The organism is Asticcacaulis biprosthecium C19 (assembly GCF_000204015.1).
Lineage (GTDB): Bacteria > Pseudomonadota > Alphaproteobacteria > Caulobacterales > Caulobacteraceae > Asticcacaulis > Asticcacaulis biprosthecius.
This window is the reverse complement of record NZ_GL883080.1, coordinates 578,511-601,434: the sequence shown is the minus strand read 5'-3', so window position 1 is coordinate 601,434 and position 22,924 is coordinate 578,511. Positions and strand designations below refer to the sequence as shown.

Here is a 22,924-nt window from a genome sequence, read left to right as displayed (position 1 = left end):
AATATAGCCGCCATCAACATGTGTTCGGCATAGCTGTCGTAGTCGCCAACCTTAAGCATGTTGTAGGCCAGCGAACGTTCGGAAACAATTCGTAGCGCTTCGGCCTCGGCGCCCTCGCTTATAAGACTTATATTAAGCTCTTCGCCTAGGTCAATGGCTTCAGCCCATTGCTTGAGATATTGAGCCTGACGCTCTCGCTCTAGAGTAGCAGCATTTCGCACAACACTGTTGGGTGCCGTCAGATAAACATCCCATTCCCTGTCACTAAGGATCGCAAATCCGTTCAACTCGTTTTCATACGCCTGCCACATGAACCGTGCCAGCAGATCAAGGTCCGCATCTCCACTGCGGCGCGCCTCCGAGCGCACACGATCCCGCCAGTATTGCATCTTCGGGCCGTTCAACATGTCCTTATATGCGTATAGTAGGCGCCAGGTCGCATATAGTCGGCTTTTTCCGGTAAGTCCCAGAGCGATGTTTCCAAAATTATCGACCTCATCGTTACTGTAGACGAAGGGCATTGCTTCCAGCAATTGATAAGCATCCAGCATCTTTTGCTGGTGGGTCGAACCGCTGAGCGCAGCGACGGGGGCTGCCCACCCAACTGATGGGATGAAGGCAAGACAATACAAACCTACCAAAAAGGGTAAAAACAGCCGAAATGGGCTAGGTTTTCTGTGCAGTAACAGTTCGGTGAGCGCCATAGCGATTCCGTAAATTCACAGGATTTCTACTACACAGACCTTAGAATTCACTTAATTGGTTCGCCATATTCTGTATCGAAGCGCAATAAAAAACGGGCAGCAGCCTCAGCCCCTGCCCGTTCTCGATTTATGTCGCCCGACTTAGCAGTAGGGACACCATACAGGCGGGATCGCCGAAGCCGGGCTGGCAACGACAACGGCGCCGGCAACCGCAGCAAGGGCGGCAACGGCGAGGATCAACTTCTTCATACTGGTACTCCTTAAAAGACTCACCAAAACCATCACATCCGGCTGTTTTTCTGCCGGTCGTTTTTTTAGGGGGTGGTCCTCACGCCGGGAGGGGTGCGGACTGACCTCGGCGGCGATGTCCGCCATGGAGTTACCCCCAGCCGAAAAGCGCCGTTAAGAAATTCTTAGTGGTTTTTTAACGAATTATCAAGCATTCGCGCGTGGCGCGTAAAAATATAACACTGTTCGCGGCTATTTTGCCGCAATATGACGGCGGTTGTACGGGGACCATCTGCAGCTTCGCGCGGCAGGCGCTTTTTTAACCAAATGCCTTGAGCAAAACGTCACGAAGGTCAGGCTGTGCAACGGTTTTCAGCGCCTCTTCCATGTTGAAAAACCGCGCTTCATCGGCATCGTCACCGGGTCTGGGTTCACCCGATATCCAGTCGGCGGCGTAATCAATCAAAACATAGTGAAACCGGGAGTCGATAATTTCGTAGACTTCAACCAAATGGCTAATTGTGGCGACGATTCCGGTTTCTTCGGCCAGTTCGCGCAGGGCGGCGTCGATCAGGTTCTCGCCCCACATCACCTTGCCGCCGGGGATCGACCATTCGCCGAGCCTGGGCGGGCGACCACGGCGGATCAGCAGGACTTCTTCGCCGCGTCGGCAAACCACGCCCACCGCCGGGATGGGATGTAAGCCATCTTGGTTTAAGGTGGGCTGACCGTCTGAGTTAGGTTTTGTGGCTTGCACTTGCCGATTCTCTCGCTTAACGCAGCGCCATAGTCCAACAAGGTCCCGCCGATGTCCACGCCCGCCCCTGCTGTTGAAACACCTGCCGTCGCCGCTGAGGTCATTGCCCGTATCAAGGCCGTGGTCGGAGAGGCCGGCTGGAGTCAGGACCCCAGCCGTGTTGACCCCAAACTGACGGAATGGCGCGGCAAGTGGAAGGGCCACACCCCTCTCCTCGTTCTTCCCAAGACGACCGAGGAAGTTTCCGCCGTGGTGAAGATCTGTTTCGACGCCGGCGTGGCCATCACGCCCCAGGGCGGAAATACGGGTTTGGTTGGCGGCCAAATCCCGTTCGGCGAGATCCTGATTTCCCTGGATCGCATGAAGACAGTGCGCGATGTCGCGCCCACCGACGACACCATGGTGCTGGAAAGCGGCCTGACCCTGTTGGAGGTCCAGCAGATCGCCGAAGGTGCCGGGCGCTACTTCCCGCTGTCGCTGGCGGCCGAAGGGACAGCCACGGTCGGCGGCGTCATCTCGACCAATGCCGGCGGCACGGCGGTGCTGCGTTATGGCGTGACGCGCGACCTGGTATCGGGTCTGGAAGTCGTGCTGCCGAATGGCGACATCTTTCACGGCCTGAAGCGGCTACGTAAGGACAATACCGGTTACGACCTGAAGCAGTTGTTCATCGGCGCCGAAGGGACGCTGGGCATCATCACCGCCGCATCGCTGAAGCTGTTCCCGATCATGAATTCGCGCTCGACCGCCATTGTCGCCTTCGAATCCGCGCAGAAGGCCATTGATCTGCTGGTCCGCGCCAAGCAGGAGACCGGCGGTCAGGTCGAGGCGTTTGAGCTGATGGGCCGCTATGGCCTGTCGCTGGTGCTGAAGCATATTCCCGATACGCGCGAACCGCTGGAAGCAGAGTATCCGTGGTATGCGCTGATCGAAGTGGCGTCGGGCGATCCGGACGGCGCGGCGGCCAGCATGGAACGGGTTTTGGGCGCGGCCTTCGAAGAGGACCTGATCCTGGACGGCGTCATCGCCCAGAACGAGGCCCAGGCGGCGGAGTTCTGGCGCCTGCGCGAGGACCATTCGGCGGCGGAAAAGGCCGAAGGACCGGCGTGGAAGCACGACATCTCTGTGCCGCTGTCACGCATGGCCGAATACATTATCGAAGGCGACAAGGCGGTGCAGGATTTCCTGCCGGGCGCACGGCTGGTGGCCTTCGGTCACGTCGGGGACGGCAATGTCCACTTCAACGTCATCGTGCCGGAAGGCATGGATGCGGGGGAATTCAATGGTTTGCGCGACGCCGGCGCCAAGGTGGTTCATGACCTGGTCCACGCCTACGCCGGCTCGATCTCGGCTGAGCACGGGCTGGGCCGTATGAAGACCGGTGAGGCTTTGCTGTACAAGGATCCGGTGACGATCGCAGCGATGCAGGCGGTACGGACGTCACTCGACCCCAAGCGGATCATGAACCCGCACGTGTTGTTTTAAAGGTTAGCGCGCGAAGATGGCGTCAATCGCGTCCTGGGCGGCCGTTGTGACCTCTTCCGGCGCGTCCTTGGCACGGATCACGCTGGCCACGCTCAACAGCATGTCACGCATGGTGTAAGGCTTGGGCAACAGAGCATCGGCGCCGGCAGCCTTGGCCGCGGCCAGGACGTGGACAGCGGTGATCTTGTCGTCGACGCCTTCTGAAGCCGCCACGACGCGAACATGTTCCCAATCGCGCTTGATCTGGGCCGTACCTTCGATACCACCGATACCGGGGATTAGCACCGCTGTCACCACGACGTCGATCATGCCCAGATTATGGTCGAAGAAGGCGTCTTCCATATTGGCGGCCCACGCTACCTTGTAACCCACCTGTTTCAACACACGGCAAACGTCGCCGCGCAGCTCCGGATCGTCCTCGACCACCAGAATGTGGTGTTCTTTCATCCGTTTGCGATGGTAGGCGTTGGTATCGTTCAGCAGGGTTTTCAGCTTGTCCTGGTTGAACGGCTTGGGCAGGACGAAATCCGCGCCGGCCATATGCGCCGCGTCGGCGGCCGACTTCATCAGTTGGCCCTTCGACACATGGTTGGACATCAGGGCCAGGGGCGCGTCATGCGACTCCGCGCGCAGGTTCCCCAGAACTTCAGCCTTGGCGATACCATCAGAATAGGCATCGAACAGCAGCAGGTGGAAACGATTGGCCTTCAACTGGCGCATAGCCATTCGCTGATCGAAGCTGAGGACGGACGTCCACTTTTGCGCTCCCAGCATCGTCGAAATACGCTGGGCTTGCTCCCGGTTCTGGTCCAGGATCAGCACGCTGCCCAAATTCATACGCGCCTCCCTTGCCTTGGGCCGGAACCCCATCCGGCTCTAGACCAATTTGTCTGCCCTTGCTGGGCCTTTAGCCTTTTATCAAGTGTCAAACAAAACCATTAAGAAGCTGAAAACGCATGTAAAACGTTGTTATTATTGACGCTTTCGTCAAAACACATTTATGCAACCGTTTTCAAGCAGCGATACTGCGTTCGGTCAGGACGGCGTCAACAAGGAAGCACAGATCCGACGCCGTAAACGGCTTGGGCAGCAGGGCATGGGCGCCCATATGGTGAGCCGCCGACAGGGCCTGGGTATTGCCGACCTTTTGGTCGACACCGGCCGACATGGCGATGATCGAGACCTCAGGCCAGGTCGCCTTGATGATGGCTATGCCTTCGATGCCCCCCATACCGGGCATGAAAATATCGGTGATAACAACGTCAACATGGGCGATATCGATGCGTTCGAAGGCCTCTTCCATCGAACGGGCGTCGCTGATGCGATAGCCTTTTTCGGCGAGCGCAGACGTGGTCAGTTTGCGGACAACGCGGCAGTCATCGACCACCAGAATGTGCTTCGGCGGCGTTGGTGACCGGCGCATCTGATAGGCTTCGTCGAGGATGACGCGCAGATCGGTCGGCGTGAAGGGTTTGGGCAGGACAAAATCGGCCTGAGCCCGGCGCGCAGCATTCAGCGTCGCATTCAAGGCCTGCCCCCCTGCCCCGCCCGCTGTCATGATCGCCACTGGAATGTCACACGACAGGTCGCGAATTTCCGGCAGGTGCAGCAGGGTATTGCCGCCTTCGATATAGACATCGAGCAACAACAGGTCGACATTGCTGCTGCGCAGGAGTTGGTAGACGGTCTTGTGGTCGAACGCCATAACGGCCGACCAGCCCAGGGCGGTCAGCATTTTCGAGATCAGTTGGGCCTGAACGCGGCTATCTTCGAGCACTAAGACCGTACCTAATGACATGCGTCACATCCTCCGGCGGTGTCGTTCGTTGGGCGTTACCCTAACACGCACCGGTTAGGCCAAGGTAAACGGTTGCGACCAAAAATCGCGAAGATTTCGCGAAAAACTCAGACCATTGAACAACTTAATCATCCGGAAAGCGCGAGATTGCGTTACAGACCGGGTCTTCCTATCATGGTCGGTACCGAATCCGGAGCCGAAAGCCCAGACATGTTGACCCTTATTTCTCCCGCCAAATCGCTCGACTCCACGCCGCACGAAGGCGCACCTGCCGGCACCGAACCGCGCTTTCCTGAGGCAACTGCCAAGCTGCTGAAGAGCCTGAAACGTTTGAAGCCAAAGGCCATCGGCGAGTTGATGGATATCTCCAAGGCGCTGAGCGAATTGAATTATCAGCGGTTTCAGGGTTTCGAGGATCAGGCGGCGATGAGCGCCGCCTTCCTGTTCGATGGTGATGTCTATGTCGGGCTGGAAGCGCGTACCCTGGATGCCTCCGGCATCGATTGGGCGCAGGATCATCTGCGTATCCTGTCGGGACTGTACGGGGTGCTGAAGCCGCTGGACCGTATCCGGCCGTACCGGCTGGAGATGGGATCGCAGTTGAAGACCGGCCGTGCCCATTCGCTGTACGAATTCTGGGGCGACACGATTGCGAAATCGCTGAAGACCGAATTGAACGGTGATACGGTCGTCAACCTGGCCAGCACCGAATATTCACGCGCTGCCCTGACCAAGGCTTTGAAGGCCCCGGTGGTCAGCCCGCGCTTCCTGGAGATCAAGGGCAACCAGGCCAAGATCGTCTCCTTCTTCGCCAAGAAAGCGCGCGGCTTGATGGCGCGCTATATGATCGATCATCGCATCGATCGTCCGGAAGGCCTGAAAGACTTCAAGGTGGCCGGCTATACGTTCCGCGCCGACCTGACCACGGGCGACGACTGGGTGTTTACCCGCCCCCAGCCAGAGGCCGTCACTGCAAAGCAGAAGGAAGAGGCTTAGCCGATAAACCCGGCGGCGCGGCGGATACGGTCGTTGATAGCTTCGCCGATACCGTCCCCGGGGATTGGCGCGATCGCAATACAAACCGGATTCAGGCGGTCGGCTTCGCGAAGGCCGCTGAACAGATTGGCGGCGGCTTCGGCCGGGTCGCGGTTGGCGCTCAGCTGAATGACCGGGCCGGCGTAATCGGTCGGACCAAAGGCAAGATAGGCCGCGCCCAGCGGAGGCGTTTCCATATTGATGTGTACCGGCGCGTCGGGTGCATAGTGCAGGCTGAGGCGCCCCGGTGAGCGATGCCCCTCGGTATCGTCAGCCGCTAACGGGCCAATGACGGCTTCGATCTGGGCGCGGGTGACCGCGCCGGCGCGCAGATAGCGCGCGTCACCCAACAAACTGACAACGGTGGATTCGACGCCGACCTGACAGGCGCCTCCATCCAGCGATACCGCCACAGACGTACCTGTCTCTTCGAGCGAGTCGGCCTGGGTTGTCGGGCTGGGCCGGCCCGAACGGTTGGCCGAAGGCGCCACGACCCCGCCGCCGAAGCCGCGCAGGACCTCCAGGGCCAGCGGATGGGACGGCAGCCGCAGGGCGACACTGTCCAGACCTGCCCGCGCCAGGTCGCAGGCGGCCACCGTATCGCGCACTGGCACGACCAGGGTCAGGGGGCCAGGCCAAAAGGTATCGGCGAGCGCGAGCGCGCGCTCATCCATGACGCCGATCGCTGCGGCGGATTCGACCGAACCGATGTGGACGATCAGCGGGTTAAACCGCGGCCGGCCCTTGGCTTCAAAGACCTTGACCACAGCGGCCGGATCATCGGCACGCGCACCCAGACCATAGACGGTCTCGGTCGGCAGGTGGATCAGGTCACCGTTGCGCAGCGCCGCTATAGCGGCGGCAACCGTCATGCCGCGCGGGCCCGCAGCTTGATGGTGACGGGCACCTTGGCGGGAACAGCATCGGTACCGGCGTACGCACCGGCGCCGACGCCATAGGCCGTGCGATCGATATCCACCGAGGCGGTCATATCCGCCACGCCGTTTTTGATCGTCAAGGTGAATGGCAAGTCGATCTTTTTCGACACCCCACGCAGTTTCAGCGTGCCGTGGGCAACGTAGCGCGTGGCGTCCTTGCGCGTGAAGGATTTGGCCTCGAACTCCGCCTTTGGCGAGGCAGGGACATTGAAGAAATCCGGTCCCTTCATGGTGCCGTCATAGTCGCTGTTGCCGGTGGTGGCCGATGCCAGGTCGATGGTCACCTTGACGCGGGACTTGTCCAGTTGCTCCGGGTCGAAGTCGATGCGCGCTGAATAGCCGCCGAAGCTGCCATTGATCGCATCGCCTTCCAGGCTGGTCGCAAAGCGGATGGAACTGGCCGCCTTGTCAACTGTCCAACTGGTGACTTTTTCGCTGACCGAGCTGGTTTCGGAAGCGCTCGCTTGCGAAGCCGTGGCAGAGGCTTCGGCCGGTGCCGTTGATGCCGTAGAAGCTGTTGAGGTTGGTGGCGGGGCTGGTTTTTCGACGGGCTTGCCCAGAAATGCGAACCGCCCGAGCACGAAGGCCGCCACGATTATACCGACCGGCAGGATCCAGCGCCAGTTCAGGATCGGCTTCGGAGTCAGACCCGGCACCATGTGCTGCATCACCGTGTCCTTGTCGACGAACTGATGCTTCAGAGCCGCCAGGACATGCAACGGCACCATGCCGTAGATGATCAGCTTGGCGATGAGGTGGTGGCCCTCCTCGAAAAACTCATGCAGCGCCTCGGTCTTCGGGACCGGCAGGTGCGGCCAGTCGAACAGGCCAAAGAAGGGGATCGGCCGCACATTGGTCGAGACCAGCAGCCAGCCCGACAGGGGCATGCCGATCATCACAACGTAGAAGCCAATGTGCAGCGCCTTGGCGGCCAAGGCCTGCCAGCGCGGCATGGGCGGTTCAGGCGGGGCCTTGTAGGCCAGGCGCACCCCGATACGGACGAAGCTGAGCAACAGAATCAGCATGCCGACGGACTTGTGCAGGTCGAAGCGGGTCCGTCTCAGAGTGTCCTGGTCCTCCAGGCTCCAGCCCAGGAAGATCATGAACAGGATCAGGAAGGCCAGGATCCAGTGCAGCCAGCGGCTGTAAGCATTGTAGGACGTGGTTGTCAGCGGGGAGTCAGACATCAGCCAGGTCTCCGGCGGTTCGGGAAGGCGCGATATATAGCACAGGCCGTCCCCGCGTCACCCGGAAAGATATGTAATCAAAACCATTTCAGTTTCCGCAAGTTGACGTTCACGTAAATTATTCTTGCCACCCGCGGCGACCGGGGTTACCTATTGGGCCAGAGGAAAACCACATGACCTATCGCCCCGCCATCAAGGATATCGCCTTTTGCCTCGACCATGTTGTCGATCAACCCAAGCTGTACGGGACGGCGGCCTTTCCCGATGTCGACGGGGATCTGCGCGATGCCGTGCTGGAGGCCGCCGCACAGTTGGCCGGCGAGGTGCTGGCGCCGCTGAACCGGGTGGGCGATGACCATGGCAGCAAGCTGGACGGCGACCAGGTAACCGTGGCACCGGGTTTCCTCGATGCGATCAAGGCCTATGCTGGTGGCGGCTGGTACGGCGTGGCGGCTGATCCCGCCTACGGCGGGCAAGGCATGCCGAAGACGTTGGAACAGGCCTGTTTCGACATGTTCAATGGCGCCAACATGGCCTTTACTCTACTGCCCACCCTTAGCCAGGGCGCCATTGAAGCCGTTCACGCCCATGGCACCCAGGCGCAGAAAGACCTGTATCTTCCAAGGCTTATTTCGGGGGAATGGGCCGGCACCATGAACCTGACCGAGCCCCAAGCGGGGTCCGACCTGGCGGCCCTTGCGGCCAGGGCCGAGCCAAACGGCGACGGCACCTATGCCATTCACGGCCAGAAGATCTTCATTACCTGGGGCGAGCACGGTGGGGCGGAGAATATCGTCCACCTCGTGCTGGCGCGATTGCCCGACGCGCCGAAGGGCACGCGCGGCATCTCCTTGTTCTTGTGTCCGAAGTTCCTGGTGGGCAGCGATGGTCAACCCGGCGAACGCAACCGTGTCAAATGTGTGGGCCTGGAGCACAAGCTGGGTATCCACGCCTCTCCTACCTGCGTGATGGCCTTCGAAGGTGCGCAAGGCGAACTGATCGGACCACCGCACGGCGGGCTGGCCGCCATGTTCACCATGATGAATGCCGCCCGATTAGCTGTTGGGTTTCAAGGGGTTGGCGTCGCCGAAGCCGCCTGGCAGCAGGCGGTGACCTACGCCAAGGACCGCAAACAGGGCAGGTCTTTGATCACCGGCCAGGACGGCGCCGCCATCTATGATCACCCCGATGTCCGGCTGATGCTGGCGAAGATGAAGGCCAAGACCGAGGCGGCGCGGGCCATCTGCTTCTTGACGGCAGCCGCGATAGATCAGGGCAAGGTCGCCGAAGACGAGGATGAACGCCTGCGTGCCAAGCGGCGCGAGGATTTTCTGGTACCGATCGCCAAGGCCTGGTCGACCGATGTCGGGGTTGAGGTCGCCTCGCTGGGCGTCCAGGTCCACGGCGGCATGGGCTTTATCGAAGAGACCGGCGCGGCACAATACTACCGCGATGCGCGGATCGCTCCCATCTATGAAGGAACCAACGGGATCCAGGCCGCCGACTTGGTCGGCCGCAAGCTCGGGTCCGACGGCATGGCGGCCATGGAATTGGCCGGCGACATCGTACATTTCCTGAAATTTGGAATTCTGGATTTCTCGAAGGAAGCCAAGGTGCTTGAGGAGGCCCTCGACGCCTTCATGGCGGCGACCGAGCACCTCCTCGCTCAGAAGACGGCGGCGCCGCTGGACGTCGCCACGGGGGCGACGACCTATCTGCAACTGGCCGGTGACGTCATCGGCGGCTGGATGCTTTTGAAGGGCGCGGTCGCTGCCAGGTCGGCTGAGGGTGACGTGGCGTGGCTGGCCGATCGGGTCAAGCTGATGCAGGTCTATTTTGCCAATGTGCTGCCGCACGCTTCGGCGCATCTGGCGGCGATCAAGGCTGGATTTGCGCCTCTGGACGGCCTAAACCTCGCCTTCGACTAGGAGGTGGCATGCGGTTTCGATTCAAGAAGACCCTGATAGCGGTGGCCGCCATTGCGGCCTGTGGCGTTGCGTATGTTACGCTGAACAATCCGCGGCGCGAGGTCATCATGCCGGTGCGGACGGTGACTCTGACTGTTGCCCCCCAGGCCGAGGCCGAGTTCGCGGAGAAGGTGCGCAAGTTTGCCGTCGCCGAAAAACTGGGCATCGCCAATTCTCAGGGATCGGCGGACAACCTGGTCATCCTGCTGCGCGACGAAAACCGCGAGGTCAATATCACCCGCTATGGCGCCAGCGCACCGGTGTCGGCGGCCTTCTACAAGGGCAAAGGGCTTTTCCCGGCCAGCCAGTCGCAGCTTAATTCCGACGCAGAAGAGTTTCTTGCTGCGGTGACGCAAATTCCGGGTGTCGCAGCCGTGAGGTAGTGCCTCAGTTCACCGTTCCCGAGGGCTTGGCGGCCTGGCCGGCCGGGTCGGTCTTGCGGTCGGTCATGTCCTGAGTGTCCGTCGTCGGTCCGCCCGGCGTCTTGACCGGCGCCGGCAAGCCCGGAGTCAGACGCGGCTGAGACAGGGCGCCCGTCGCCTGCCCTCTTTGCATGATCTCGATCGTCTGGTGAACGAACACCGCATCGGCGACCACGCCCAGCTCCAGGCGCTGATTGTCGTCCTCGACCTGCTTGATCAGCACGCCGGCAACGAAGGTTTTCCCCTTGGGGCCTGCTGTGGTCATGAAAACCGGACCACCGGAATTGCCAGGCACCGCCGTCAGGTCGATCAGGAAGGTCGGATACGAGGTCGAGGGCGACAGCGGGTAAGAGGCCACCTTGCCGGCGCGAAGAATCGGGAAGCCCGCCACATTGGCCGACAGGCCGTGCGGGTAGCCCAGCGTCATCATTTCTTCGCCGGCCCTGACCTTTTCGGTGATGAAGGTCGTCTCGTCGCCCAGCATGGACTGCGGGATGGCCTGGTCCTTGAAGCTTTCCGGTGCCTGGACCGGGATGACCGCGATGTCCTGGGTCGGATGCTGAAACCAGGCCGGGCCATTGGCGGTGCGAATCTTGATGGTCGACGGCTCATACAACCAGGCGCCCTGAGCGTTCTGATAGCGCCAGCCGACGCGGACGTCGGGCGCCGGCATCTTTTCGAAGACGTGGGCCGCGGTGACCAGGACCACCTGAGTCTTACCGTCAGCCTGCGGCACCTCGACCAGGAACCCTGTGCCGACCATCCGCTTGGCTTCATTGATCGGCTGATCGAGCTGCACTGTGGCCTCGATCAGGTCTACCGTCAGGTCAACAAACATCGAGGCGCGTTCTCCCCCGGGAAAAATCGTAACAGACCCAACAACCTGTTTGACGGCTTATTGGGAATGGGTCAATCCTTGCCGCGTCTTTCGACTAATCCTAATGTGTCAGGTGAATGGCCTCATGAAAAGCCACTTGAATCGTAGAAACATCATTTTCACCTCCGTAGCGACCAGTTTTGTCGCCGGGTTTGGCTTTGCCGCCACACCTGACCCCGCCAGCAAGAAAGCCGCCCCACCTGTGACCCCTCAACCGAAGACCACCCTGCCGACAGCACCCTCCCCTGCCAAAAAGCCCTTCGAAATCGAGCAGTTGGGCTATAAGCGCAGCGACGATTATCATTGGATGAAGGACGATAACTGGCAGGCCGTACTTCGCGACCCCAGCCTGATCAAGGCCGACGTCAAGGCCGCCCTGATCGCGGAAAATGCCTACAGCGCCGCCATGCTGGCCTCAACCCAGGACCTCCAGACCCAGATTTTCGAGGAAATGAAGGGCCGCATCAAGGAGGACGACGCCTCGGTGCCGTCGCCGGACGGGCCGTGGGAATATTATTCGCGCTTCGAAAAGGGTGGCCAGCACCCGATCCTGGCGCGCCGGCCGAGGTCGACCACACCTTTCTTGGACGGTGTGCCGTCGACCGACTTGACCCGGGCGGCGGAATACATCCTGCTCAACGAGGATGAGCGCGCGAAAGGCCACGACTATTACCAGGCCTCCGGCGCCCAGCACAGTTCCGACCACGCCCTTTATGCCTGGGGCGAGGACACGCAGGGTTCGGAATACTACACCATCCAGGTCCGCGACCTGGCGACCGGTGAGATCCTGCCCAACCCGATTACCTCCAGTGCCGGTGACTTCGTCTTTTCGAAGGATTCGCAATATATCTACTGGATCTGGCGCGATGAGAACTCCCGCCCCGCCAAGGTGTTCCGCCGTCCGGCGCGCGGCGGCGAAGACGTCCTGATCTACGAGGAAAAGGACGAGGGTTTCTTCATCAGCATCGGCGCGGTCAGTTCAGAAGCCTTTGTCGTCATAGGCGCCGGCGACCATGAAACGAGCGAATCGTGGCTGATCCCGGCCAGCGATCCTACCGCCATGCCGGTGGTGGTCGAACCGCGCACGCCGGGCCTGAAATACGACCTCGATCACTGGGATGATCGTTTCATCGTCTACACCAATGCCGATGACGCCATCGACTTCAAGATCATGACTTCGACGGCCGCCGTGCCGGCGCGGTCGACGTGGCAGGAGTTTGTGCCGCATCGTCCGGGCATCTATGTCACCAGCGCCGAGGTCACCAAGCGCCACATGATCCGCACCGAGCGTGAAAACGCCAATACCCGGATCGTCATCACCCGCAAGTCTGACCTGGCCGAACATACGATCTCGGTCGATGAAGAGGCCTATTCGCTGGGGGCCGGCAGCGGGTTCGAATACGATACCGACATTATCCGCTACGCCTATACCTCGCCGACCACGCCCAGCCAGACCTTTGGCTACAATATGGAGTCGCGCGAGAAGGTGCTACTGAAGACCCAGGTCATTCCGTCGGGCCACAATCCGGCCGACTATACCGCGCGTCGCCTGTATGCGACGGCGCCCGATGGCGAAAAGGTGCCAGTGACCGTGCTGATGAAGGCCGGTACCAAGCTGGACGGCTCCTCGCCCCTCTTGCTTTACGGCTATGGTTCCTACGGCATTCCGATGGACCCGACCTTTTCGATCCGCTCGCTCAGCCTGGTCAATCGCGGCTGGATCTATGCCATTGCCCATATCCGCGGCGGGACCGAAAAGGGCTACGGCTGGTTCCTGGATGGCCGCAAATACAAGAAGAAGAACACCTTCACCGATTTCATCGCCGCCTGCGAAAGCCTGTGCGACGCCGGCTACGGCACGCGCGGCAAGGTGGTGGCCTATGGCGGTTCGGCCGGCGGGATGCTGATGGGCGCCATCGCCAATATGCGGCCGGAGTTGTGGGCCGGTGTGATCGGCGCCGTGCCGTTCGTTGATGTTTTGAACACGATGAGCGACACGTCCTTGCCGTTGACGCCGCCGGAATGGCCGGAATGGGGTAATCCTCTCGAGGACAAGCAGGCCTACGAGTACATCGTGTCGTATTCGCCGTACGACAATATCGAAGCCAAGCCCTATCCGCCGGTCCTGGCGACAGGCGGTTTGAGCGATCCGCGGGTGACCTATTGGGAGCCGATGAAGTGGATTGCTAAGCTTCGCGAAAAGTCGACGTCTGGCGCGCCGATGTTGTTGAAGATCAATATGGAGGCCGGGCATGGTGGGGCTTCGGGGCGGTTTGACTTCCTGAAGGAGATTGCCTTCGACTATGCCTTCGCCATCTGGGCGCAGGACAAGGGCTGGACGAAAACATAGTTCTGCGAGGATTTTCAACGACCTCACACGGACTTCATGGCTTCTCCGAACCCGCCGCGCAGCGGAAATATCTTTAAGGGTATCCACAGATTACACAGATTTCACAGATTAAGCGCCGAACCTAATCTGTGTAATCTGTGGACCGCCTTGCCTTCAGTTGCCGCTACGCGGCGGGTCACGTTGACCTAGAAGTCCATGTGGTCCGTGTAGAAACCAAGCTTGGCTGGACGTAAGTGCGTCGGCGCCATCGGTGAGAGTGAACATGATACGCGACGCGACTGAGGCGGATTTTGAGGTGATCACCGCCATCTATGCGCACAATGTGCTGCATGGGACGGGGACGTTTGCGCTGGAACCGCCGTCGCAGGATGAGATGCTGGCGTCGTTTCGAACGATCAAGGGCATGGGACTGCCGTATATCCTGGCGGAGGAAGACGGCCGCATCCTCGGTTATGCCTACGCGTCACCGTTCCGGACGCGACCGGGTTACAAGTACAGTATCGAGGACAGCATCTATCTGGCGCCGGATGCCTCCGGCCGTGGGCTGGGCAAGGCGCTGCTCAACCGGTTGATCGAATTGTGCACGGCGCGAGGCCTGTACAGCATGATTGCGGTCATCGGTGACGGCGAGAATGGGCCGTCGATCGGTGTGCACCGCGCATGCGGTTTTGCCGTGACGGGCACCCTGCCCCGCGCCGGTTTCAAGTTTGGCCGCTGGCTGGATGTGGTGTTTATGACGCGCGATTTGCGACCGCCGGAGGATGTGCCGGATGGTGAAGGATGGGTGGGGTAGACCTACTCGTCGGTCGGAGCATTTGCGAACGAAAGGGAATATTGCTCCGCTCTCCTTAGTTCTTCAAAAACAGTGGCTTTTTCGCAACCATAGATCGTTTACGTGCTTTTAGATCATTTTCGCGATTGTCAGCGTACGGCCAATAAAGCATCGTTTCAGGAGGGTTGGAATCGTTATTGCCCGCAGAAATTTTCGCTTTGTGGCGCATGAAGAAAACACAAAAATAATCAAAGGGTTGAATGCAGTCACGTACGGAATGACCGAGATTCGCAGACTGGAAATATGGAGGTGAAAATTCGTTGCCCTCGCAACGAGAATGTCATTTGTGGCGCAAAATGGAGATTAATTTTACCCTAATGTGACGATAATTAGAACAAAATCTAACGAAACGTTAACAATCCGAAAAATTATTTCTTCAGTTGTCACTTGACAACCTGGCTTTGAAATTCTAAATAGTGGGACATCAATGGTACGCCCTCGGCACCCCAAAAAGGAAATTGAAGTTGCTCTCGACTATGCTGAACAACACAACTGGCGAATCGTAAAGGTTGACCGCGGTCATGCCTGGTGTCGCCTATATTGCCCCTACAATGACAAGGAATGTCGTTGTGGTGCATTTTGCGTGATTAGCGTTTGGAGCACGCCGAAGGTTCCCCATGATATGGCGGAGCGCATTTATCACGTTGTTGATAAGTGTAACTCAGCCAAAAGACCCAAAATGAAAAAGGAATAGGCCGCTATGAAGTACTCATTCACTCTTAAATTCCGGCTTTGCGAGAAAACGCCAGACTTGGATCAAATCGTCGACCGATTGTTTGAATCGGGGTGTGACGATGCCTTGGTTGGCCTTGGCATTGCTGGTCATATTTCGCTAGCCTTTGATCGGGAAAGTACCAGCGCGTTCGACGCATTAGAAAGTGCCATTTCTGATGTCAAGAACGCTCTTCCAAACGCAAGGGTCGTGGAAGCGACTCCGGACTATGTTGGCCTCACTGAAGCGGCTGAGTTTATAGGAATGTCGCGCCAGGGCATGCGAAAGTTGATGACTGAAAACGAGGCAACATTCCCCTCGCCAGTTCACGCCGGTAACACGGGGGTTTGGCACCTGGCCGATGTGCTCGGTTGGCTTATCACTGAACGCAACTCGATTATTGACAGTGCGACGGTCGAACTGGCCAATGAAGCAAGGCGCATAAACCTTGCGAAGCAAATTAATGCCTTGCCCGCCGGTGCTCTCGAGGACGCAATTGAACTCGTGTCGTCGGACTAAATAGGTACGCCTTTGACGCATATCAAACAGGATGATCTCGATCAGGTGTGGCTACCCAATTGGGGGAGGTATGGACCATCTAAAGAAAGATTTGTGCCTAAGAGCGCTGTCGTCAGCCTATACATCGAATCGAGGCTTCCTGTTCGTCAAAAACTTAAGCAATGACCTGAAACTCGGACGCGTAGACGGCAGTCTTGCAAAAGCGTTCTTTACGGATCTGGCGATTTGTCTGAAGGGACAAAAAGCTCCAACATGGACTCGGGCGGTCCAGGAAGTCTTGAAATCAAAGGCGATTTACCTGCACTGTGGGCCGGTTCATTCGGACGACCTAGGAGAGGTATTTACCACCTTGTCTCTCGAAACACTTGAGAACTATTATCTCGATCCGATAACGATCGTGGGGCGCCCACCTGGGTATAATCAGGCCCAGTTTTTTGACTTCCTAGGAGCCGCTGATATTCCCCACCTGTTGACTGACGCGATTGTCCGCGGAGGGCGTGACGCTGTCTGGTTGGCGCCTTGGGCAGATGCAGAAGATATTTTCTCTACGACTGCCCCCTGCCCTAATACTCTCCGATCATTTTTGGGCTTGAATCACTTCAATCAGGACGAATTCCTAGTAACCTTGCATTTTGAGGGCCTGGACAACAGCTATGTCTTTAGGCGCCCGACCAGCTTGGATGCCGGGCCAAACCTGATCTTCCGAACGGATGGAAGTTTGCGGACCTTCGGATACACAGTAAATCTTTTGACCAACGGCAAGGGATCGCGCGAGGTTATAGGCCGTCACCTTAAAGGCACATTGGTCACACGTGCTATCGGCTGGGGCGAATTAACCTCAACGCCAGAAATTGACTGGAGCGGCATCTCAAGGGTTGCTACTGGAAGCCTTAAGTTCGTCAAAAAATACCTCCATAGTATGGTGTAAAATGATCGACACGCTGGCAAAAGATTTTGGATACAAAGATTTCGTCGAGGTCATATACGCGCTTGTGAATGGAGAGTCCTTCGATACTGGACCACGCCGCTTCGCAGAGTACGTTCAGGCTCGATGTGTAGCAAACCAGGATGCTGGATGGAAATATAGTCTGTCTAGATCAATCATATCTGCTCTTGATCATATTTCAGTTAAAGTATTAATTGCAAATGAATTGAGTGAAGAGCGGAGGTATGGTCGAGATGAGTTCTTAGTGTTGTGCCGCATTGTTAAATCTCCGGATTTAGCGAGAGTGTTGTACAGGCTTTATTTGCAGGCAAATGAAAATAGCGTAGGTAGGGAATTTTCTGTAGTATTCGGCACCACTCTAGTCGACGCGGTAAAAAATTCCATATCGTCAGTGTATAGTATTGAAATTGCTCAAAAGCTTTGCAAAGATCCGCTATTCACAAAATTCGGCGCTATATTGTATTTTTGTCTTCTCTACCAGGCTCAGATTGAGTCCCATGTCGCGCTGCCAAACTTTATTTCCAGATTTCAGGTAGTAACGGGAGGTATTGAACAGAAATTTTTGCGAAAGCAGGTTGAGGCAGCATTCAAGGAGATCGATCTAAATTTCTACTTGAACCGCTTGCCACATCAACATCTTCACGATTTTCTTAAGATTATTTACAAGACTGACATTGCCCAAGCTTATAACTCAATAAATATCGACGCCGAAATCCAAAATGAAGCCGATCGGGATCTTCCTGCTTCACAAGGTTATTTTCAGACGAGCTCCAATGTCCCGATCGAAAAATTGCATTCCGAAACGTCGAGAGCTTGGACGGCTGTTCGTACTCATTTCGTTGCCTCAAATCCGACAGCTGTCTCAGCGAATTTGAAAGCGCTCGCGGAGGCTCTGCACTGATGCGTATAGATACCTCAACTCAGGATACAATGGCACTACAGGCTTATAAACTCTTCGCCCAGAACAACATTCGATACGCAGAAGCTAGCGAAGAAGACATCGATTTTGAAGAAAAAGGGGGGAAAATCATCTACGCTATAGATCATAGCGAGATTTTTGCCTATTGCCTTGCTCGGACCGAGGCATTCTTTTTCGAGAATGACGGAAGAGCATTTTTCGACCGGATGGGAACTTCTACGCTAGATGCGTTGCACGAGGCCATACTAGAGCAGGTCTTGTTTAAGAGGGATGACGGATATGTCCTACTGCCTCCATACATAGTCGAACTCATGGATTTTGCGCGGAACATAAAGCAGGGAGCGGTGCGCGCTACCGCACAGAATGCTGCCAAGGCGCTTAAGAGCCTTAGAGATCTTAGAAGTAGTAGTCAATACGGTGACCTACTAGAGCGTGCTCGAGAAGCGGTCGGAGATGGCCTAATCGATCGATCGGCTCCTGCGTATATTGAATTTAAGCATGCATTCACGGCATTGATGCCAGACTTAATTGAGGTGAAACTCGAAAATAAGCAGGTTGAAGCCGTTGGGCGACTGAGGAAATTTCTTACCAATCCATATCTGCAAATCGCGGAGCTGAGTCCCGAACTTCCTAATGGAAATGATAGAGTTTTGTGCCATTGGCAATCGGAACTCGATCGGCGTCGGCCCAACAAACCCGACCAAAATTTCAACGATGCGAAATCCTTGGCGTACATTTTCGATCTGAACCTAACGCTCGGCCGTCAACATCCTCGACGAAAAATCGTACTAGTGAGCCGTAGTCATAGCTTACATTCGATAATGAACGCAGACATCGGGAATTGGGATGAAGCGGGAGGTAACGTTGTTCGGCACCCCAGAGCGTTTCTCAATGAAATCAATCGTATCGGACAGCTTTCCCGTCAAAGCACCGAAGATCGTAAACAAAACTTGACTTGGTGGAAAAACACCTATTCGCGGATAGCTGCACCACAAGATCGAGCGATTGCTCACATGCTAACCGATACTGAATGGTTGAACAGGCGCATTGCTTTGCTGATGGACAACTGGAAGAGATTTTGTAGCGCGCAGGTTGCTACAAAAGTCATAACATCCGACAAGGGGATCGAAGATCGGCTATTAAATGCCCTCCAAGCACTAAGCAGTAATTCGATGAGGGGCCTGATCGATGACATTCTCAACGATCTGCATATGTCTATGGAAAAACTGCATTTTCAAATACCGGTGATGCTGGAGAACATAGATCGGGTAGTCAGTGTGCAGTTGAAAAGCGAGCGATATGCTCAATCACCGCCAACGCACTTTATCCACCCAAACCCCGAGCAGGTTTTTATCCGCACACCGCATGGGACACCGCTTTCAAACCATCTGCGATTGGCATCTCCAAAAATTCGGCAGTTGCTAACAGAAAATGCGAACGATCCATTCGCCGCATTGGAGAGCATGGCAGACATTGGCGGTACTATTGACTCTCGAGACCCACTCTTCGACATCGAGTGGTACCTAGCCATGGCGTATATTTATGCATCTGTTGGTGCCTGGAAAGCCAGTTCCTCCTGCCTCGACGAATCTAAAAAGCACCTCGCCCAGGCCGGTGGCAACAGTGTGACGGATTTGGATTTTGTCAGTGTAACATTTGGGCTGGACTATTTGGTTGCCCGATGCATGCGTGAACTGGGTGCTACGGTGGAGCAGTTTCAAGGGATTCGGACGGCCTTGATATTAAGGCTCGGTGAATTGGACAAATTCAGTTTTGACGGCAAATCAAGTATGCTGCTTTCCGTACGAAGCACATTATTGAAAACACAAATGGAGATTGTAAAACACCCTCCTCAAAGAGATCAAGCGGTAGAAGAAATACTGATAAATGTGGAATCTTGCATATCATTGAGCCACTCAGGCGTCATTGTTGAGTCTAGGGTGGAATTTTTGAATAACTTTTGCTATTATTATGTCGAAGAACCCGAAATATTTGCTAGTAATTACTCTATGAATTTTATGATTCGGGAATTTTGCACGTTTACACAAATCTTAACAACACTATACGGTGCGGTGGAGGAGTGGCCTGATAATTTCTTGGATACTTTTTGCTGGGTTCAATACAAGAGTGGAAAAAATTCAGACGGCGAAAAACTAACAGAGACAGAATTGAAAAATATCCATGGACTGATGGTAATGAATGCTGGACGTGAATATTTAAGCGAGCTTGATAGACATATATTCAAAAGACATCTTAAAGAGATTGAAAAGGTTGTCAGTTAATCCGCCTTAAATGCTCGAATATATTACATATTTCATGATTCAGTGCTTTTTGTAGTATAGAGGGGAAGAAAATGGGTCAGAGTCATTAACTGAGCCTGGTGCACCAGTGGCGAGAATGGCCCGTGCCCCGTCTTTCGCCGCGGGAAATTGATGGCCGTTTAAGGTCTGTTGTGGTAGATTATTCCTATGTTGAACTTTACCCCCTGCCCGCCTCTGAGGTCGCCGCCGGTCGCGAACGTCGCGCTGAAGGTATGAAGCTGGCCGAGATCGAGAACAACCCGCTGACGGCCGAAGATGTTGCCATGTTCGATATGTTCGACCGTGAGGCCTGGTCCGTCGAGCGCAGGCTGGCCTATATAAAAATCAGGGCGACGACCCTGGCCAAGTGACCGAGGACGATCCTTACGTTTACCCGGGCACTGATGTCCTGCGTAATAGGCTGGATCTCAGAGATCATGGCACGCTGGAATATGCTGGGCGCAACCTTGTACAGGTGCGCATCGAACAAGGCGCGCCCTACGGCCGCTTTGATCTCGCCCATCTTAAAGCTATTCACCGCCATCTCTTTCAGGATCTCTACGCCTGGGCCGGCGAAATTCGGACGGTCGAAATCAACAAGGACGGTAGCCAACCTATTGACTAAAGCTCAGAATAGCTAAGAACAGTTTGCGTCCGTCTTCTGCGAATATGTTGCCGCCACGTCCCTCGATGGAGGATATTCTGAAGACGAAAGTCTCAACTGCTTCGCCGATTTTGTCGTCGCCCGGTTAAAGATTCTTCAAGTCTACAGCCGCAGGATCGCCGGTGGTTAACTCCAGATGCGTAGCCCGTGAACTGAGAGTGGAGCACCTGCTGATCGGCAACGAAGTGACAATCAGCGGGCAATGCGGAGGGGGGAGGCGAAAGGTTCAAGAGTGCAACGTCCTCGGAAGGCCCCTCACCCGATCGCCTTCGTTTCACTCGGCTCTCGTCCTCTCCCCGCGGGCGGGGAGAGGTAATTTGTAGGCGCAGTTTCTCGTGAAGCGATACGGCCACCAGGTTCACAAAGGCATAAATCAGCCATTTTCCGCATAGGCTGAAACCTGTCGTTAACCCTGTTGCCGCAATCTGACGGCGATCCAAAACAACGGTTTTCCAGTACAGGTAGAGACGTACCATGGCACGGGTTTCTTTCAACACCATCTCCGCCAAGGCCGGCTTCGCCGCCATGCTCAGTTTTGTGCTTTGCCTCGGCATTGCAGGACTGGGCTTCTATTCGGTCAACAAGCTGGGCTCTGCGCTGACCGAATCGACGCAGATCGCCAAGATGATGCAGAACCAGATGGAAGCCGACATGGCCCACGACGCCATCCGCGGCGAAGTGGTCGCTGCCATGTACGCCGTCGTCATCGACCGGCCGCAAGACCTGGCCCGCGCCCAGGAAGGCGCCAACGAGAATACCGAGATCTTCCGCGATCGGGTCGCCGCCAACGTCGAGCTGATCAAGGACCCGACCCTGGTCAAGACCGCCGACACGCTGACCGAACCCGTCAAGGCCTATGCCGCCATGGCCGAGGAGATCATCGCCCTGGCCGCCAGCGACTATCCCGCCGCCCAGGGACGGATGGCGCAGTTCAATGCCGCCTATTATGAACTGATCGGCACCATGGAAAATGTGTCGGAAGCCATCGACGCCTATTCCGCTAGGGAACGCGGTGCGGCTCAGCGCGACGCCAGCGCCGCGGCCACGCTGATGGGAGCCACCATAGTGGTCGCGCTAATCCTGTGCGGTCTGACCATTGCGGGAGTCTATTTTGTCATCGCCAAACCCTTGAAAACCATGGTGATGGCCCTGGCCGAACTGGCCCGCGGCCAGGCCGATCTCAGCCACCTCAACCTGAAGGCCAAGGGGGAACTGGGGGAGATGGCGCGGTCGATCAAGGATTTCAGCGATTTGCAGACGGCCCATGCCCAGACCGAACGCGAAGCCGCAGATGCTGGCAACCGGCAGACCCTCGAAAAGGCTCAGGCCCTGGATGCGCTGTGCCAGACCTTCAGCCGCGATTTCGAAGCGTCGATCCATGAGCTGAGCGCGGCCAGCGGCACGTTGAACGGCGACTCGCGTCATCTCAGCGACTGCGCCGGTCAGACCGATCAGCAGACCCACGCCTGTTCCGAGGCCACCCAGGTGGTGTCGGGCAATGTCGACCAGGTGTCGTCGGCGGCCGATATTCTGAATACCGCCATCTCCGACATCACCGGCCGGATGCAGGCGTCGACCGAAATGGCCCGCCGCGCCTACGAATCGGGCAAGAGCGCCGAGGCCATCATCACCGAACTGGCGCATGCGGCGGATCAGATCTCCGAAGTCGTGGCCTTGATCAACGATTTGGCTGTCCAGACCAATGTCCTGGCGCTGAATGCCACCATCGAAGCCGCCCGCGCCGGTGAAGCCGGCAAGGGCTTTGCCGTGGTTGCCACCGAGGTCAAGGCGCTGGCCGCCCAGACCTCGCATTCGACCGACAGCATCTCCAAGCGGGTCGAGGACATCCGCCGTGTGTCCGATCGTTCGGCCGATACTTTGCGCGACATCATCCAGGCGGTCGAGCACCTGCACGATATTGCCCAGACCGTGTCGGGCCGGGTCGATGAGCAGGCCCGGACGACCGCGGAGATGTCGCATGTCGTTCGCCGCGCCTCGCATGAGGCCCAGACCGCGGCGCAAGCTTCGCAGCGACTGGCGGGGTTGACGGCGCAGACCCATTCGGCGGGCCGCAATATCGAGACCGCGTCCCAGCAGATCGACGATGCCACATCGCGGCTGAAGGTGCAGGGCGAACGCTTTATCCAGGCGCTGAGGTCGGCTTAGGGTTAGAGCGGGGCGAAGGCCGGGGACGGCTTGTCAGGATTGCAGCGGAATGCGTTGAGGTAGGCCTCCCCGTTATCCTCTGAAGCATGCGTGGCGACAAAAGGGACAATCGCATAGG

General features: G+C 57.1%; 19 protein-coding genes. 13 read left to right on the top strand and 6 right to left on the bottom strand.

Going from position 1 to position 22,924, the window contains the following annotated elements:
• Positions 1-1,251: 1,251 nt before the first annotated feature.
• Entirely contained in the window at positions 1,252-1,689 is a 438-nt protein-coding gene (locus ABI_RS21215) for an NUDIX hydrolase (RefSeq protein WP_050808381.1), read from the bottom strand.
• Between the two features lie 51 nt (positions 1,690-1,740).
• Here ABI_RS21215 and ABI_RS21210 point away from each other — a divergent pair, with 51 nt between their 5' ends.
• Complete coding sequence (locus ABI_RS21210; RefSeq protein WP_050808380.1) at positions 1,741-3,174, top strand: FAD-binding oxidoreductase; 1,434 nt, start codon at positions 1,741-1,743, stop codon at positions 3,172-3,174.
• Positions 3,175-3,177: 3 nt separating this feature from the next.
• On the opposite strand, the gene ABI_RS21205 is transcribed toward ABI_RS21210, so the two are convergent.
• Together ABI_RS21205 and ABI_RS21200 are read right to left on the bottom strand one after the other, a co-directional pair.
• A complete protein-coding gene (locus tag ABI_RS21205) occupies positions 3,178-4,011 on the bottom strand; it encodes a response regulator (protein WP_006275125.1) in 834 nt (277 codons plus the stop codon).
• 175 nt (positions 4,012-4,186) lie between these two features.
• Entirely contained in the window at positions 4,187-4,972 is a 786-nt protein-coding gene (locus ABI_RS21200) for a response regulator (RefSeq protein WP_006275124.1), read from the bottom strand.
• Between the two features lie 210 nt (positions 4,973-5,182).
• Here ABI_RS21200 and yaaA point away from each other — a divergent pair, with 210 nt between their 5' ends.
• Entirely contained in the window at positions 5,183-5,968 is a 786-nt protein-coding gene (gene yaaA, locus ABI_RS21195; RefSeq protein WP_040309937.1) for a peroxide stress protein YaaA, read from the top strand.
• Here yaaA and ABI_RS21190 read toward each other — a convergent pair.
• Complete coding sequence (locus ABI_RS21190) at positions 5,965-6,879, bottom strand: L-threonylcarbamoyladenylate synthase (RefSeq protein WP_006275122.1); 915 nt, start codon at positions 6,877-6,879, stop codon at positions 5,965-5,967. The genes yaaA and ABI_RS21190 overlap by 4 nt on opposite strands.
• A complete protein-coding gene (locus ABI_RS21185) occupies positions 6,876-8,132 on the bottom strand; it encodes a YceI family protein (protein WP_006275121.1) in 1,257 nt (418 codons plus the stop codon). Before ABI_RS21185 ends, ABI_RS21190 begins: the two co-directional genes overlap by 4 nt.
• A gap of 173 nt (positions 8,133-8,305) precedes the next feature.
• Here ABI_RS21185 and ABI_RS21180 point away from each other — a divergent pair, with 173 nt between their 5' ends.
• The gene (locus tag ABI_RS21180) at positions 8,306-10,060 is read left to right on the top strand and encodes an acyl-CoA dehydrogenase family protein (protein WP_006275120.1); all 1,755 of its coding nucleotides are present in this window, start codon (positions 8,306-8,308) and stop codon (positions 10,058-10,060) included.
• A gap of 8 nt (positions 10,061-10,068) precedes the next feature.
• Entirely contained in the window at positions 10,069-10,482 is a 414-nt protein-coding gene (locus ABI_RS21175; RefSeq protein ID WP_006275119.1) for a hypothetical protein, read from the top strand.
• 4 nt (positions 10,483-10,486) lie between these two features.
• On the opposite strand, the gene ABI_RS21170 is transcribed toward ABI_RS21175, so the two are convergent.
• Positions 10,487-11,359, bottom strand: a complete 873-nt coding sequence (locus ABI_RS21170; RefSeq protein ID WP_006275118.1) for a S1 family peptidase — start codon at positions 11,357-11,359, stop codon at positions 10,487-10,489.
• Positions 11,360-11,483: 124 nt separating this feature from the next.
• Here ABI_RS21170 and ABI_RS21165 point away from each other — a divergent pair, with 124 nt between their 5' ends.
• The 9 genes from ABI_RS21165 to ABI_RS21125 all read left to right on the top strand — a co-directional run bounded on the left by ABI_RS21165 (position 11,484) and on the right by ABI_RS21125 (position 22,806).
• Positions 11,484-13,748: a S9 family peptidase gene (locus tag ABI_RS21165; protein ID WP_006275117.1), complete on the top strand. Its 2,265-nt coding sequence runs from the start codon at positions 11,484-11,486 to the stop codon at positions 13,746-13,748.
• Between the two features lie 262 nt (positions 13,749-14,010).
• The gene (locus tag ABI_RS21160) at positions 14,011-14,541 is read left to right on the top strand and encodes a GNAT family N-acetyltransferase (protein ID WP_040309816.1); all 531 of its coding nucleotides are present in this window, start codon (positions 14,011-14,013) and stop codon (positions 14,539-14,541) included.
• A 739-nt stretch (positions 14,542-15,280) separates the two neighbouring features.
• A complete protein-coding gene (locus ABI_RS21155) occupies positions 15,281-15,811 on the top strand; it encodes a MerR family transcriptional regulator (protein ID WP_040309815.1) in 531 nt (176 codons plus the stop codon).
• A 70-nt stretch (positions 15,812-15,881) separates the two neighbouring features.
• Positions 15,882-16,739 carry a hypothetical protein gene (locus tag ABI_RS21150; protein WP_040309814.1) on the top strand — a complete coding sequence of 286 codons (858 nt, stop codon included), beginning with the start codon at positions 15,882-15,884 and terminating at the stop codon, positions 16,737-16,739.
• Position 16,740: 1 nt separating this feature from the next.
• Positions 16,741-17,658, top strand: coding sequence for a hypothetical protein (locus tag ABI_RS21145; protein WP_040309813.1), 918 nt, complete (start codon positions 16,741-16,743; stop codon positions 17,656-17,658).
• Positions 17,658-19,958, top strand: a complete 2,301-nt coding sequence (locus ABI_RS21140) for a hypothetical protein (protein WP_006275112.1) — start codon at positions 17,658-17,660, stop codon at positions 19,956-19,958. Before ABI_RS21145 ends, ABI_RS21140 begins: the two co-directional genes overlap by 1 nt.
• A gap of 170 nt (positions 19,959-20,128) precedes the next feature.
• Entirely contained in the window at positions 20,129-20,347 is a 219-nt protein-coding gene (locus tag ABI_RS21135) for a hypothetical protein (RefSeq protein ID WP_040309812.1), read from the top strand.
• A complete protein-coding gene (locus ABI_RS21130) occupies positions 20,344-20,601 on the top strand; it encodes a Fic family protein (RefSeq protein ID WP_006275110.1) in 258 nt (85 codons plus the stop codon). Before ABI_RS21135 ends, ABI_RS21130 begins: the two co-directional genes overlap by 4 nt.
• A 513-nt stretch (positions 20,602-21,114) precedes the next feature.
• Entirely contained in the window at positions 21,115-22,806 is a 1,692-nt protein-coding gene (locus tag ABI_RS21125) for a methyl-accepting chemotaxis protein (protein WP_006275109.1), read from the top strand.
• Positions 22,807-22,924 lie beyond the last annotated feature (118 nt).